Annotated in this window: 9 protein-coding genes; all 9 read left to right on the forward strand. The window is 54.3% G+C overall.

Annotation, left to right across the window (positions count from 1 at the left end):
• Position 1: 1 nt before the first annotated feature.
• A complete protein-coding gene (locus tag CFter6_RS07855) occupies positions 2-913 on the forward strand; it encodes a DUF6602 domain-containing protein (protein ID WP_061539454.1) in 912 nt (303 codons plus the stop codon).
• Between the two features lie 89 nt (positions 914-1002).
• Positions 1003-2712 carry an ATP-dependent nuclease gene (locus tag CFter6_RS07860; protein ID WP_061539455.1) on the forward strand — a complete coding sequence of 570 codons (1710 nt, stop codon included), beginning with the start codon at positions 1003-1005 and terminating at the stop codon, positions 2710-2712.
• Positions 2705-4135 (forward strand): UvrD-helicase domain-containing protein, encoded by a 1431-nt coding sequence (locus tag CFter6_RS07865; protein WP_061539456.1) that lies wholly within the window; start codon positions 2705-2707, stop codon positions 4133-4135. Before CFter6_RS07860 ends, CFter6_RS07865 begins: the two co-directional genes overlap by 8 nt.
• 74 nt (positions 4136-4209) lie before the next feature.
• Positions 4210-5130 (forward strand): hypothetical protein, encoded by a 921-nt coding sequence (locus CFter6_RS07870; protein ID WP_061539457.1) that lies wholly within the window; start codon positions 4210-4212, stop codon positions 5128-5130.
• Positions 5131-5150: 20 nt separating this feature from the next.
• Positions 5151-5810: a hypothetical protein gene (locus tag CFter6_RS07875; protein ID WP_061539458.1), complete on the forward strand. Its 660-nt coding sequence runs from the start codon at positions 5151-5153 to the stop codon at positions 5808-5810.
• Between the two features lie 546 nt (positions 5811-6356).
• Entirely contained in the window at positions 6357-7568 is a 1212-nt protein-coding gene (locus CFter6_RS07880; RefSeq protein WP_061539459.1) for an ABC-three component system protein, read from the forward strand.
• Positions 7565-8080 carry a three component ABC system middle component gene (locus CFter6_RS07885; RefSeq protein ID WP_061539460.1) on the forward strand — a complete coding sequence of 172 codons (516 nt, stop codon included), beginning with the start codon at positions 7565-7567 and terminating at the stop codon, positions 8078-8080. The genes CFter6_RS07880 and CFter6_RS07885 overlap by 4 nt, the downstream gene beginning before the upstream one ends.
• 205 nt (positions 8081-8285) lie before the next feature.
• The gene (locus CFter6_RS07890) at positions 8286-10022 is read left to right on the forward strand and encodes a DUF3732 domain-containing protein (RefSeq protein ID WP_150118674.1); all 1737 of its coding nucleotides are present in this window, start codon (positions 8286-8288) and stop codon (positions 10020-10022) included.
• 2331 nt (positions 10023-12353) lie between these two features.
• The gene (locus CFter6_RS07895; RefSeq protein WP_236904568.1) at positions 12354-15194 is read left to right on the forward strand and encodes an autotransporter serine protease; all 2841 of its coding nucleotides are present in this window, start codon (positions 12354-12356) and stop codon (positions 15192-15194) included.
• The last annotated feature ends 1 nt before the right edge of the window (position 15195 follow it).

Raw genomic sequence — 15195 nt, forward strand, 5'->3', positions numbered from 1 at the left:
AATGACGAAATCAGCCGTAGATGTTCGAACCTTGCTTGCTGCTGCGGCCGACAGCATGTGGGCTACGTTTAAGGCAAGCGCAGCTAGCACTCGTCCTGATCATAAGGGTGGGCCGCGCGAGCAGCAAGTACGCCAGTTCCTCAAGGAGCGTCTTCCGCCTAAATGGGGTGTCACGCGCGGGCATGTGTTTTTTGCCGGTAACGCTACATCACAGGAGTTCGACGTGATTGTCTATGACGCACTAAATTGCCCAAGCTGGACACTGGACGGCAGCGATGATCCGCGGCGCCTGGTACCCCTGGAGGCAGTGATCGGCGTCATTGAAGTTAAGTCGACACTTGACGATCGTACTCTGAAATCCGCGATCGACAAGATCGCCGAGTTTGATTCGATTGTTGAGAATGGAGATATCGATAGTTCCTATCGCCCGTTTCGCTATTTGTTTGCCTACCGACTTGATCGCGATGCCGATTTCGATGGCTGGGGTGGTCCAAACCGAATCCTCACCCGCTACGCGGGGGCACGTACTCAACCGGATGGTGTGTTTGTGCTGGACTCAGAATTTTCTGTCCTGACTGCGCGACACGATATTGCTCGTTCGTTCGCGCTTCACCGTGGAGAAACCGTCGATGAAGTTCTTGCGAAAAGTTGGGATGTGCAAAATGAGGAAATCCGTCGCGACATTGAGTTGGACCCGTCATACTGTCACGACTATTTCACCACTCGGGCAAACGATGGGCTACTCCTCCTCTCATTTTTGACATTCGTGCTGGAATCGGCTTCGTCCTATCGAGTGTCCGAAATTGACTATGCAGATATTTTCTGTCGCTGGGGTGGGCCGATGTTGGGAGGATTGCTGCACTTTCACGAACCGAGTAATTTAGATTTGTTATCCGTTCCAATCATGAAGTAGACGGTCAATCCATTCGAGTAGAATTTTGACTAAAAATATTTATGTCGCGAAGGCCCATCTCGCGGAGCTTCTTTCAATGAGGGAGACACATGAAAATAAGAAAAATCAGTATCCAGAACTTCAGGGGCATCAAGCAGTTGGAATGGAATTTACCTGATCAGAAAATATTTTGTCTGATAGGGAAGGGAGACTCTGCCAAGTCGACGGTCCTTGAGGCCATCCGATGTGTTTTCAATCCTCAGTGGAACCTTGCATTCAACGACTCTGACTTCCACCTTTGTAAGACAGATGGCCGGATTCAAATCGAGATCATCATTGGTGATCTACTCGACGAATTCTGTTCCGAACAGAGGTACGGTGCGCATTTGCGAGGCTGGGATAGGATCACTTCCACGCTTCACGACGAACCTGAGGATCACGATGAAGTAGTGCTCAGCGTTCGCCTCAGCGTGGCCAAAGACCTAGAGCCGAAGTGGAAAATCGTCACGGCTAGAAACCCCGACGGCGTTGACTTCAGATCGGCTGATCGAGCCAAAGTCAACGTTGGCCTTATCGGTTCCTATAGCGAGAAGCAGTTGACTTGGGCCGCCGGCACCGCGCTGGCCAGGATCACAGAATCCGACAATCTGAACGAGTCGCTCGTTGATGCGACACGTGCTGCACGAAGCTCGCTTGATGGACAGCGAGCCGTTGCGTTGAAGAATTTCGATGCGGCAGCAACCCGATCGGAGGCCGTGGCAAAGAAACTCGGAATTCCCGTAGACGACTCTTTCAAGGCTCATCTTGATCTCGGCTCGATCAGTATTCGCGTCGGCGGGTTGACGTTGCACGACGGCGACATGCCGTTACGTCAACTGGGACTTGGGTCTCGACGAATGCTGCTCTGTGGCATCCAGAAAGAAAACCTCGAAGAGCAACACATTACGCTGTTCGACGAACTTGAACTTGGGTTGGAGCCCCATCGGATCGCGCGGCTGATCAAGCACATTAAGGACGACGCGACAGGGCAGTACTTCCTGACGACACATTCGCCCTCTGTGCTGAGAGAGTTGACGGTGGAGCAGCTCCACGTCGTGCACAAGGCGGCCGGCAACGTGGAGGTGGTGGCAACGACGGGTAAGGAACTAGAGGGACTCAACATCCAAGGACATGTCCGGTCCAGCGCGGAAGCGTTCCTCTCTATGAAGGTCATCGTCTGCGAGGGTGCAACGGAGGTGGGTTTTCTGCGGGGCCTCGATAACCTTTGGGCAGCGTCCAGCTTGGCCCCGTTTTCTTATCTCGGGGCGGTATTGCTGGATGCGCATGGCGCCAGCAAGGTTAAGAGCCTTGCCTCCGGATTCAAGGCGCTGCATTACGAGGTGTGTGCAGTTGCCGATGGTGATGCACCGGCACAGTTCTCTCCGCAGGATGCGGAAGACTTGACGGCGAAGGGGATCGAGGTACTCATCTGGTCCGATCAATTGGCTCTGGAGCAGCGCGCGATGTTTGATCTACCTTGGGCCAGTGTCCAGGCAAGTGTCAAGTTGGCGCAGGACTCTGGGCTTGATGTGCATGCCAACGTCCGGTCGAAATGGAACGTCGAGCTCGACATGGATATTATGAAGTGGGTCGATTCGCGCGACCTTCGTAAGGCAATCGGCGATGCTGCGAAAGCCAAGGCATCACCGTGGTTCAAGACCATTTCCGATGCGCAAACGTGGTTTGAACTTATTGCACCAGCTTTCGATGACCCCGAATTCAAACAGCGGGAGATGGCTACCAAGCTGAGTCGCCTTCGCGTCTGGGCGGATCATGGATGATGATTTGCCAGCGAAGCTCGCGGCATTTTCTGGCAAGGGATATGTGATCGCGCCGGCCGGCTACGGCAAGACGCATCTCATTGCTATGGCGGTCAAAGCCTCATTACAGCGGCAGTTAATCCTGACGCACACTTATGCCGGGGTCAATGCGATCAAGAAGAAGATGCAGATGCTGTCCGTTCCAGCATCGCGCTACCAGATCGACACCATTGCAAGCTGGACGCTCCGGTTGTGCCTTTACTTTCCCAATACGTCCAAGTGGAATAAGGAGTACCCCAGCGGAAAAGAGTGGGCGAAGCTTTATGAGGCGGGAACTGCGTTGCTAGCTAAGCCATTCGTTGAGCGATTTGTTAGAAGCTCATATTCCGGCGTCTACGTGGACGAGTATCAGGATTGCTCATCTCAGCAACATACATTGGTAGCGGCAATCGGAAAACATCTGTCTTGCCGACTCTTAGGTGATCCGATGCAGGCGATCTTTGACTTTGCCGACAAGCCGGTCGATTGGGAGCGAGATATCTATCCTCACTATCAGTTGCTGGGCGAACTGAAGAAGCCTTGGCGATGGCACTCGGCTGGCGCTCCAGAACTGGGAGGTTGGCTCGATGAGGCCAGCAAGCGGCTTCGTGCGGGCGAGAGGATTTCGATCGCCACACCGTTGCCAAAGGGCGTCAACAGGGTTGCGATCGATCTAACTGACTTCACGAACCCCAAGCGCCTCAACTGTTTCTTTTCTTTTTTAGACAATGACGATGCTGTGATTGCTATCCACTCTGGCGATCAAAAGTCGAAGAATAAGACGCACAAATTGGCACAGGCGCTCGGAGGCAGGTTTTCCAGCATTGAAGAGGTCGAAGGAAAAGACCTGTTCAGTTTCATAAAGAAGCTGGAAGCTGCCAAGACAGTTTCCGAGAGGCTCTGTCTGGTCATCGAGTTCGCCAAAAAATGCTGTAACGCCGTAGATGGCATCTTCAGCGCCGCCACCAAACGTGGTGAGCAGGCGAGAGCTACGAAGGCGACAAAGTATCCCGACATACTGGAACTCGCCAATCGCTATCTGGCTGACCCGTCAAGTCCGAATCTGGCGCGCCTGCTGGCCGCTATTCAATCCAATCCAGAGACGTCAACGTATCGGCGGGACCTGCTGAACAGATTCATGAAGATCCTGCGCGTGCATGAGGAAAACGCCGCATTAAGTCTTCAGGAAAGCGCGCAGCGTTACCAGCGCGACTTTCGTCATTCAGGCCGGCCGATTCGGCATAACAAGCTTATTGGAACTACTTTGCTTGTCAAAGGCCTGGAGTACGACCGCGCCATCATTTTGGAAGCCGATTCGATGTCTCCTAAAGAGCTGTATGTCGCATTAACGCGTGGCGCGAAGACTATCACGATTGTTACACTACGCAACACCATTCCGGCCTGACCATACCTGAAGTGGCCTTGGTCGTGCTACCCAAAAGAAGAAGTATTAATCAGATAACCAACGCATAAAATCTTATGACCGAACTTACCTTTACCCTCCGAGAAAATTCAATTGATAGCCTGAACGAAGCCCTCGATAAATTTCAGCAGGGCCAGGATGGTAACGTTCGCGCACTTAAATTTTCTATCCTTTTCACCGCGCAATTTATCGAACTCCTGCTAAAGCAGTATCTTATTAGTATTGACCCGTTTCTTGTCTACACAAAATGCTTTAGGGAAATACAGAAAAAAGCTAAGACTGACAAGGTCGATATACGTCAAGCCTATGAAACGCTTAAGGCAGACGGTTTTGATTTCAATGCGTTAGTAAAGGGTGACCCTAATCCACATACTGTTGCGCTGGACGATGCTCTAGGCTTTGCCCGGTTGGAAATGTGCTCTATCACCGGGGGCGAGTTGGTTGACAATGATTTTGCCGACGACATCTCATGGTTGAAGCAGCTGCGAAACAATATTGAGCATTTCGAGTTTACGTTGACCGCACAAGAGGTGCGCCTTTGTATTGGCCGTATAGTGCGGGCGGCCATCGATTTTTGCGAAACTTTCTCTTTGATGGACTTGGCAGATGAGATTGGTAAAGAGCGATTCCACACGTTTGAAATGCTGGCGGACGAGTACACGCAACACAGGACGGAAGCGAAAGCCGAAATGAAAAGAGGGGAGAGTGATGCTTTCCGTGGCTTGCGGCCGAAAGAATGGCAGTTTGTGGAATGGAACGTATATCGGTGTGATGCTTGCGGTGAACACACGATGGTGCCAGACGATGAATCAGCAACCGGCTACAAGTGCAAGATGCCTCTGTGTGGGAATGAAGAATCAGAAGACATCGAAGTCCCCTGTGACGTTTGCGGTGTGCCTTGTGCGAATGGTGACATGCAATATTGGGACGAAGGATTGCCTAACGTTTGCCCCCAGTGCAATAGCCATTCGGACTAAAAATCTCATTGGAGGTGAAAATGGAATCCGAAGTCTTTTTTGTAAAGAGTTTCGATAAAAATAAAGATATAAACACTTTTTTTAAAGAGTTGAATCGGTCTGGATTAAACAATGAGTATTTGGTTTGCAGGATGAATCCAACCAATATAGGAGATTATCTAAGAGAATATTATGTGAAACATGGCATCTCCTCCTTGTTTCACTATTCGCTGGCGTGTGATGCAGTGCTACACGCCGGCATTCATGTCGATGAGATTGAAAATATCGTGGTGGAATTTCTGAGCAGTCTAAAAGGAGTGAGGAACCTATTAATAATAGACCCCTATTTTTTTAAATGTGCTGCGGACATTGCATCCTTGGAATTGTTTAAAAGAATAGTAGCTGAAATTTCAGAAAACTTAGAAAAGGTAACGTTTATTACTAATGGTTCGGGAATGGTTGGAAAGTCTAATGTGTTTGACGCATTAAAATCTGTCAAATCATCTGTTGAAGTTAGCGATGTGAAGACCGACGAATTCCACGACCGTTTTTGGATAGACCCTGATACGAACAAAGGGATAGTCATGGGAACTTCTTTGAATGGAATCGGAAAAAAAATTGCGTTAGTGGATAAATTGCAAAATCATGATGTTAAAGAAATTTTACGTCTTGCACGCCAAATTATTGGGGCCGGCACTTAAGATGGGTGAAAAATCGTAGTGCTAAGGACGCTGCAAGCAATCGTGACGATCATGCCGTCGTTCGCCAAGCTTGTATCGTGGGCAGAACCAGAGACGCAAGGTAACGCGTGTCCTCTGCCGTGCCGGAGCAGTCGAATGACAAGGATATGGTCACGAGAGACGCGGTCGTGATGAGTGGCCGAACAGTGTCCAGAAATCCTAGTACTTCTTCGTCCGACCACGCGTCGCCAGGATCGTCGAGACCTATCCACTAGAACGGTTGTCGATTTCCTAGCGGATATTTTCTCCAAGGAACACGCACTTTTTGAATAAATGAGTTAACCCGAAATAGCTCCATTGTCTTTTTTTCGCCACCGTTAACGCATGGCTAGCGACAGATACGGTATTAAAAGATTTGTGATAATGTTTATGATTATGTATGCAGCTGAGGCACGAGGATAAATGGCCTTGGTGACTTTGTGTCATAGTGACCTGTTCGTCCTTCGTTTCGAACACCGCACACAAAATGATGTCGCACAATAATAAATGAGGGGAAGGCGGGAAAAAATGACTCAACCGAGCGTGTCGACCTTCGGCGCTGGTGCGTCGATGGTGGGTTACCTCTACCAGGTACGAATCGCACTGTTGTGGGCGATTCGCCGCAGCCGCGTCAGCGACTTCACGGTCAGCATCGAGACCTTGGACGATGTGAGCTTCGAAGTCGATGGCGAACCCGCCGCCGTCCTGCAGGCCAAGCATTCGCTTAACGCCGCTGCCTCATTGACCGATTTCAGTCCCGAACTATGGAAGACGCTACGCGTCTGGATGGTCGGCCTGGCCAGCGGCGAGGTTCCTCTCGATACGGCCCGTTTCCTAATCGCTACGGCAGACGCACCGCCGGGGAGTGCGTGTGCCGCGATGGGAATCAGCCCTGAACGCGACATCGCCGAGGCTGCCAAGCGGCTTAAGCATGCCGCTGTCACCTCAAGCAACAATGACCTCAAGAGTGCATTCGACGCATACCTGACTCTGGGCGAAGCCGAGCGAGAACATCTACTGTCGCGCATCTACGTCGTGCCGACCCAACCCGATGCGGCCGCAATCCTCGAACAGTTGCAAGCCGAGCTGTACCACGTCTCTTTGCACCACCAGGATCTCTCGGTGCAAATGCTGGAGGGCTGGTGGTTCAAACGAGTGTTGAACGAGCTGGTTCATCCTGACGGGGGCATCCCTCGCGCCGAGATCGACGCCCAGATTTCGGAGATTCAGGAATCGCTCAAGCCCGACTCGCTACCCATTGACGAAGAACTCGACGCGCTAATGGTCGCGCTTGATCAGTTGCCGGAGTTCTCGACTCGTCCGTTCTATAAGCAGGTGGAACTTGTCGGTGGTAGTCAACTGCGCATCCGCAACGCGATCACCAGCTACCTGCAGGCCTTCAGGCAGCGTTCTGCATGGACCCGCCACGACCTGCTATTCGATGCCGATCTGCAGAAGTACGACAAGCGCCTGCATGCCGAGTGGGAGCTGCAGTACGCACAGGTCTGCGACGAACTTGGCCCAAATGCTACTGAGACCGCGATGACCCGGGCGGGACGCGCAATCCTGAAGTGGGCCGAGGATGCGCATCTCCCAATCCGATTTGGCGTCAACGTCCCTTGGGTATGTCGCGGTTCATTGCACATGCTTGCAGAAGACCGTCGCCTCGGTTGGCACCCAGAATTCGAGACCCGGCTCAAGGCCATCTTCGACGCGCCCGTTGAAGGGAAAACGGCATGACGGCTTGGCAGGAGCGTACCATCGAGCAGCGCAACCTGCTCAATCCGGCCTTCTGCGCCATCGTCGTCTGGCACCTTGTGCGGGGCTACCGTACCGAATCGACAACGCTCGGAGTACCCGCTAACGGCTTGCCTGTCGAACTCGCATTCGTGGGAGCGAGTCTCGTGCTGCGTGGCCAGACGCGAGATCAGCTCCCTCGCACGATCGCCAGTTCGCTCGCCACCTGGGTGCACGACAATCCGCTGGAGCGTTCGGCCGTTGCGAAGGGTGTAGTTGTACTTAGGGACACCGTGCGGGAAGCCGTACTCTTCGGCGCGCTGCACGGAATGCTATCACTTGATGGTCGTCGGATCGACGCGAACGACGCCCAAACGAAGAAGATTAACGCCTACCTCCAAGCATCAAGCGACGAGGTGAAGGAGTGTATGCGCCTTGCCGTGTTCGTCGGCCGTTGGCTGTGCAAAGCGGGAGCGCCCCCGACCGTGTTGGCGCTGTTGGGAGTACAAGCATGATTCAAATTCGCGCTATCGTGACCTATAGCCATGATGGACGTCAACGCGTTGTCCCGTTCGAGCCGGGCCGCGTCAATATTATCTCGGCGACTCGCGCACCGGCAAGTCGGCCATCCTCGGCATCATCGAGTATTGCTTTGGTGCTTCGGAAATCGATGTTCCAGAAGGTAAGGTTCGGCGCAATGTCGCGTGGTTCGGCCTGTTATTGCAGACACGTCGTGGTCAAGCCTTCGTCGCGCGGCAGTTGCCGCGGGGCGATGGCAAATCCAACGAAGTGGTCTATGTACAGACCGACATCGAAGTGGCGATCCCATCAGCGAGCGTGCTGCGCCAGACCACCAATCGTGAAGGTTTACGCTCGCTGCTAGGCTCCTGGGTTGGGCTTTCTGACTACCTGCACGAGCCACCATCGGGGCAGACGCGTGTGCCGCTGGCAGCCACCGTCAGCCACGCTCTCATCTTCTGCCTGCAATCTCAAAACGAGATTGCGCAGCGACGGCATTTGTTCCACGGGTCGAGCGACCGTTTCATCGCGCAGGCGATCAAAGACACGCTGCCTTATTTCCTCGGTGCGGTCTCCGACGACTACGTGGCACAACAACAAGAACTAAAGCGTGTGCGCACGGAGATACGGCAAATCGACCGCAGGCTAGCTGAAGCCGCCGCAATCCATGGCGAGGGCGTCGGTCGGGCTGATACGTTGCTGGCTGAGGCCAAGGCCGCTGGCTTGACCGCACTGGACGACAGCGCGGCATGGCAGGAGAAGATTAATGTGCTGCGTGCAATTCAGAGCACACCCATACCTTCTGCCATGGTGGGGGTTGGTGAGGATGCCGAGTTTCGACGCCTATCTACCGTGCGTAGCGAGCTAGTGGAAGAACAGAGGATGCTGCAATCGACCCTGGAGCGCGCACGCAGCTTCGAGGGTAGCTCCAAGGGTTACTCAGCCGAGGCCCGCGAGCACACGGCGCGTCTCAATGCAGTGACCGTTTTCGAGCACGAAGCGCCAGGCCACTCATGCCCGCTGTGTCTGCAGGGCTTGCCCGAAGCCTCGCAGGTGCCATCCATCGGCGACCTCCGCGCTGCACAGAATTACATTGGTGAGCGTAGCGGAGCAATGGATTCGGCAACGCCTCGCATCACGACGGCAATTCAGGACGTCGAAACCAAACTCGCCGACGTGCGGCGCCGTATCGATGAAAACCGTGTTCTGCTCACGGCAGTCAAGCGTGCCAACCAGCGCTTGCAACTGGCGACTGACATCGAGGCCCGGGGTGCCATGGTCCTCGGGCGAATCAGTTTATACGTAGAAAATATTCCGCAGATGCCCGACATCAGCGAGCAGCAGATGCGGTTGAATGAATTACGAGCGCAAGAGACCCGGCTTGATGAGGCTGTCAGCACTGACGTTATCCAGGCAAAGATGGAGTCCTGTCTGTCCAATGTTAATCGGTACCTTTCGGATTACGCCAAGCAAATTGATCTGGAATATTCGGATTCCCCGCTTCGCCTTGATCCTCGTGGGTTGACGATTGTCGCAGATACGCCCGAGCGGCCGGTGCCCATGCGTGAGATCGGCAGCGGCGAGAATCATGTGGGTTACCACATCGTCGCACATCTCGCGTTGCATACGTGGTTCGCGAACCGTGACCGGCCAGTACCGGCGTTCTTGCTGCTCGATCAACTATCGCAGGCACATTTCTCTCCTGACGCCGTACTAGGCGACGGAGTGACACAAGAGAAGATCGACGCGGATCGCAAAGCGGTCAAACGTCTCTTCGGATTGATATTCGACATAGTCGACAGCCTCGAAGGCAAGTTTCAAGTGATCATCACTGACCATCCAGATTTCAGTGACGATCCCAGGTTCCAGAATGCAATGCGGGAGCGATGGCGCGACGGGCTCAAGCTAGTCCCAGAGGACTGGCCACGTGAGTCTTGACCTCATTAGGGCCAACAAACGCACATGGGCCCCTTATTTTCTGTACCCTTGGAGCTGATTGATCATTGCTTTGAAGACGTTGCCGCCTCCGCAAACTGCCCCATCTCCCGCGTGAGCAAAGGATGTGCGTTTTTTGACGGTAAAAGCGACGGTAAAGCCCAAGTCAATCACCACCAATCCCTTTAACCACGCGGGTCTAGGTGGCTTGTTGATGACCGAGTGGGAGTGATCCGATGTCTAGCACTCGCTAGTACTCAGAAGTAGAAAATGCCTGAAAGCCCGTGTAAATGCGGGCTTTTTTGCTTTTTGGTTCGGCATTGGCTGGTACGCTAACGTATACTCCAACTGCTCATGGAACAACAGTCAGGCGGAAATCGTCGTTTAAAGCGTGCCTTCAAAGTGCAGTCTGCAGCTTTTATGGCCGCACTGATGATTGGCAACTGGCCAGTGTTCCAGCCGCCTCCAGCGATTGCGGCGATGCCGGAGCGACATTGCTGCCGCTCAGTTAGCCAGTTTTATGCAGTTGGGGCAGTCATCAAAAGAGCCAATGGCACATATCGAGAGTGCTTTCTGGACCGACCTGGTGCAAAACCATATTGGGGGCGGAATCTCGTCCTCGTTCACGTGCACCGCGACTGATTTAGATGTAGCGGCTGAGACTTGGCCTGACAACGATTAGCAGATGGATTAGAGTCGTCTTTGGTCCGCAACCGGCCGAGGCTGTGTAAAAACGCAAAATAAATTTCATTGAAGAAAAATCGACTTCTTAAAACACCCGCTGTGCGATTTTTTCGACCTCGGCAAGGGTGTGCCTACCCACGATTTTTGTCAGATTTACGTTTTTACACAGCCTCGGCCAATTGCGGACGGTCGGATGTGCCTGCCAAATTGATGCTGACTCAACATATTGTGCAATAAACACATTGGCCAACAACAGGACTTGCCCTTCAAATATTTGCTGAATACTCCTTATGCCCCTTATGTATTGTTCAGAATCTACGTTCTAATTTTATTGCTGGACTCTCTGATGAAACGCCTCCTTTCGACGGTATTTAATATTGCTTTAATGTTTGCATTTCCCATTTGCGGCTGGCTTTTTTACCTAGATTCGTCACGCCACACTGATTGGTCAAAACCAATTTATTCAATAACCGTTTGTGCAGTATTAATCTTGATAGCGCTCATAGGAGTACAGCGATTAACCGTGCGGTGGTCATTAAACAGCAGAGTTGGTCTTGGTGCTTTATATTCTCTTTTTCTATTTTTTATACTTTTTTCCCTTGGTTTCGCATCAGCGTTGGTTGGTGCGAATCAAATGCCATAGATACGCGACAGGCGGCAACCGGCCAGTAGCAGCCTCTCGGCTCCTTTGCAGTTGTGCCCATCCCAAAGCCGACCCTCGGTAATCCCCCCAATTTTTAGAGCGATCATTTGGTCGGGGATTACCATCTGTTGCGACTCAAAAAAAGCGTCTAAAAGTGCCGTCTGAATTTCGCGTATGCGATCTCCGGCGGTGCCGGCATCACGACGACAAAGTTTGAAAGAGTATTTTTTAGTTTATGGGCAATAGGCCGGAATAATTGTTCAGGGCCGACTACTTACCTGAGATGGAGTGCACAGACGAACTCGCTACACCGACGGCCAGGTTAGCTGCTGCGTTGATGCGTGAGTCCCCTCGAGACGGGACCGTTTCCTCCCTTCGCGGCCGTCGCTGTCCTGCGCACAGGACAGCGCGTAAGAGTGAGTAACCCTGTTCTAGAGCTCCAAATATTGGCGGAAATTCCTACATTATTTTAAGGATTGCCTGATTGAAATTTATTCTGACATTCCTCACTATTGCAATTAGAGAATTAAATCAATACCTCTCTAAGCTAATAGCTGATGTTGCGACAAGAGACGTTGTGTGAAGTTTTTTACAGTGCAACTAGCCGGCATTATTTGATATTTCGGATTTGTTTCCAGACGACGAATACGTTAATAAAGATTGAAAATCTTATGTACTAATCCGGCTTTATTCAGATTGACCGAGCCGACTGTACTGGGCATCAATCTTCAAGACGAAGCGCAAATTCTACTTATTCTGTGCGACGTTCATCTCTAAAATCTGACCTCATTGCATAGAGGGCAGATGAAAAAAGAAAAGAATAGGCGGGAGCGGTTGGTACTGCCATATGCTCTTGCGGTTTTTTGCATTCATTGACAGCCATTCTATCTGCGATGGGCCAAAGGCGTCTTCGCAAGCAATTTTTCACCACGTAATTTAGCGTAAGACACTGGGAGTACAAGTTTTTCAGACTGTGTTTGCCGCAAGTTATTCACTCGAGTAGATCCATGAATCGCAAACATAGCCGCAAACATGTCAGCCGTTTTCCTTTGTCAGTCGTTTCCGTAGCCGTCTTGAGCACGCTTGCAGCCTGCGGCGGCGGTGGCGGTGGTTCCAGCAACTCCGATGGCGTCCAGCCGCCGGTGCCCACTAACGCGGCGCCAGTCACAGCCGCGCCGAGCGTAACGATCCCGACCCTGAGCTCCAGCGATCCGAGCAACGCCAATGCAGCGCACGCGCGCGGCATTACCGGGGCCGGCGTGACGGTAGCAGTGGTCGACACGGATTTCAATGTCTCCGATCCGGAGTTTGCCGGACGCTTGACCAAATACGTCTATGCCAGCGGCGGCGCCGGTAATTCGCACGGCAGCGAAGCGGCGGAAGCGCTGGGCGGCAGCAGCTATGGCGTGGCGCCGGCAGTCAACATGCTGGGCGCCGCAGTCGGCACCGGTGGTGAAAACGTCACCTTGAATGCCTCGGTTTACCAGGACTTGTTCAACAAGGGGGCGCGCCTCTTCAACCAGTCGAACGCCTTTGGCTCGATCGCGACCCCCGGCGGTAATGGCCCGACTTTCTACAATATCTATCAGCCTTTCGTGAGCAAGGGCAGTTTGTTCATCTGGGCCGCAGGCAACGATGGCAGCGCCCATCCCAGCTTGACAGCCGGTTTGCCGGCCCTGTATCCCGACCTGCAAAAAGGCTGGCTGGCAGTGGTGGCGGTGAATGCTGCCGGCGGCGCCCAGGGATACAGCAGCAGCGATACCACGCCAGGCGTGATTTCCAGCTATTCCAACCGCTGCGGCGAGGCCGCCAACTGGTGCCTGGCGGCGCCCGGCGATTTTATCTCGGCTGCCGCCGGCCGCCGGGTCTACGGCACTTCGTTCGCCGCGCCGGCGGTAACCGGCGCCGCTGCCCTGGTGCAGCAAGCCTATCCCTGGATGAATGCCGACCAGATCCGGCAAACCATCTTGTCGACCGCCACCAGCATGGGCGACACCGCCACCTACGGCTGGGGTCTGCTGAACGCCAGCAAAGCCGCCAACGGTCCTGGCTTGTTCGATACCCGGCTGACCTTGGGCGGCAACTTCGTCGCCAAGTTCGACTCCGCCAGCTCAACCTTCGCCAACAATATCGGCGGCAATGCCGGCCTGCTGAAAGACGGCAGCGGCACGCTGACCCTGTCCGGCAACAACACCTATGCCGGCGCCAATGAAATTCTGAAAGGCACGCTGAACGTCACCGGATCGGTTGCTTCCGCAGTCACCATCGACAGCGCCGGCGTGCTGTCCGGCGACGGCGGCCGCATCGGCGGCAGCGTCTCCAACAACGGCCGTCTCAGCAATACCGGCAGCGGCATGACGATTGCCGGCAACTATACGGCCACGGCCAGTGCGGTGCTGGCCAACCAGTTCAATACGACCTTGACCATAGGCGGCAGCGCCACGCTCGGCAATTCACACCTGGTGGCGACCACGCCTGCCGGCAGCAGCGATCCGTCCGGCTACGTGGCGCAGCAGGTCGGCGTCAAAGGTAAGGTGTTGACCGCTGCCAACGGCGTATCCGGCGTGTTCCAGGATGTGTCGTTCGAACACGACGGCACGGCTTTCAACCCGGGTACCTTCTTGAACGCGACGCTGGCTTATACCGCCAACGAAGTTGACTTGAGCATTGCACGCAACGACGTCAAGGCGGTTGCAGCGCAAGCGTTTGCCGCGGATCCTACGCGCAACAACAGCGCCGCCAACGTCGAGACCGGACTCAAGGCGGCCGACGCCATGGCCGCCAGCGGCAACACCGGCGGCGGCATTAGCAGCAGCGACAGCGCCTTCCTGAACAGCGCCGCGGCGCTGCAGCGCACAGCGGATATCGCTGCCGCGGCCCAGGTGCTGGATAGCCTGTCGGGACAGATCTATGCCTCTTCGCAGGCGCTGACTTTCCAGCAGTCGCAAGCAATCAACCGCGACCTGTCGAACCGCCTGTCGCTGTTGGCTAATCCGGTTGCGGGCGGCGCCAAGGCGGGCTTGTGGGCCAGCGTGATCGGCGCCAGCGGCAAGCTGGGCGAGTCGGGTTATGCGTCTGCCGACACTTCCACCTGGGGCGGCCAGTTCGGTTTCGATACGCACCTGGATGACAAGGCGATAGTCGGCGCAGCGCTGTCCTACTCGGAAAGCAAAGCCAGCTTCGACCGAAACGGCGGTGCTGCAAACAGCCAGGATGCCGGCTTGTCCCTGTATGGCCGCTATGCGCTCAGCCATGACGGCATCTACGTTTCCGGCCGTGCCGGCATTGCCCGCGTGACCAGCAAGATCAACCGCAGCGTGATCCTCGGCAGCGAGGTCGACAGCCTGTCGGCCAATCATACCGACAGCATGATTTCAGCCTATGCCGAAACCGGCTACATGCGCAAGCTGTCGGCTACCTCGACGTTGACACCGTTTGCCGGCATCAGCTACGACCGCCTCAAGCGCGGCGCGTTTACCGAAACCGGCAGCCCCTTCGGCCTCACCGCCGGCAGCAGCACCTACCATCAGACTGCGAGCGTACTTGGCTTGCGCGGCGATACCGGTTTCGACTGGCTGGGCGGCCATGCCAGTGTGCAAGCTTATGCGGCCTGGCAGCATGGTTTCAACGACGGCAAGCTGGATTTCAACGCGGCTTTCGTGGGCGCGCCGGCTGCCGGTTTTTCGGTGCAGGGCATAGGCCTGGCGCGCAACAGCGGCTGGGCGGGGGTCGGCATCTCCGGCGTGTTTGCCAGCAACTGGAGCTGGTACGGCAATTACGATGCGCAGTTCGGCAAGGGCGGGCTGGTCAACAATGTGTTCTCGGTAGGTGCTCGCATGGCCTTCTGAA

It is taken from the genome of Collimonas fungivorans (assembly GCF_001584145.1).
In the GTDB taxonomy this organism is placed as follows: Bacteria; Pseudomonadota; Gammaproteobacteria; order Burkholderiales; family Burkholderiaceae_D; genus Collimonas; species Collimonas fungivorans.

What these genes read in the sequence shown, in the direction of transcription:
- CFter6_RS07870 (WP_061539457.1), top strand. Translation starts at nt 4,210, where the DNA reads ATGACCGAACTTACCTTTACCCTCCGAGAAAATTCAATTGATAGCCTG.
- CFter6_RS07865 (WP_061539456.1), top strand. Translation starts at nt 2,705, where the DNA reads ATGGATGATGATTTGCCAGCGAAGCTCGCGGCATTTTCTGGCAAGGGA.
- CFter6_RS07895 (WP_236904568.1), top strand. Translation starts at nt 12,354, where the DNA reads ATGAATCGCAAACATAGCCGCAAACATGTCAGCCGTTTTCCTTTGTCA.
- CFter6_RS07855 (WP_061539454.1), top strand. Translation starts at nt 2, where the DNA reads ATGACGAAATCAGCCGTAGATGTTCGAACCTTGCTTGCTGCTGCGGCC.
- CFter6_RS07860 (WP_061539455.1), top strand. Translation starts at nt 1,003, where the DNA reads ATGAAAATAAGAAAAATCAGTATCCAGAACTTCAGGGGCATCAAGCAG.
- CFter6_RS07880 (WP_061539459.1), top strand. Translation starts at nt 6,357, where the DNA reads ATGACTCAACCGAGCGTGTCGACCTTCGGCGCTGGTGCGTCGATGGTG.
- CFter6_RS07885 (WP_061539460.1), top strand. Translation starts at nt 7,565, where the DNA reads ATGACGGCTTGGCAGGAGCGTACCATCGAGCAGCGCAACCTGCTCAAT.
- CFter6_RS07875 (WP_061539458.1), top strand. Translation starts at nt 5,151, where the DNA reads ATGGAATCCGAAGTCTTTTTTGTAAAGAGTTTCGATAAAAATAAAGAT.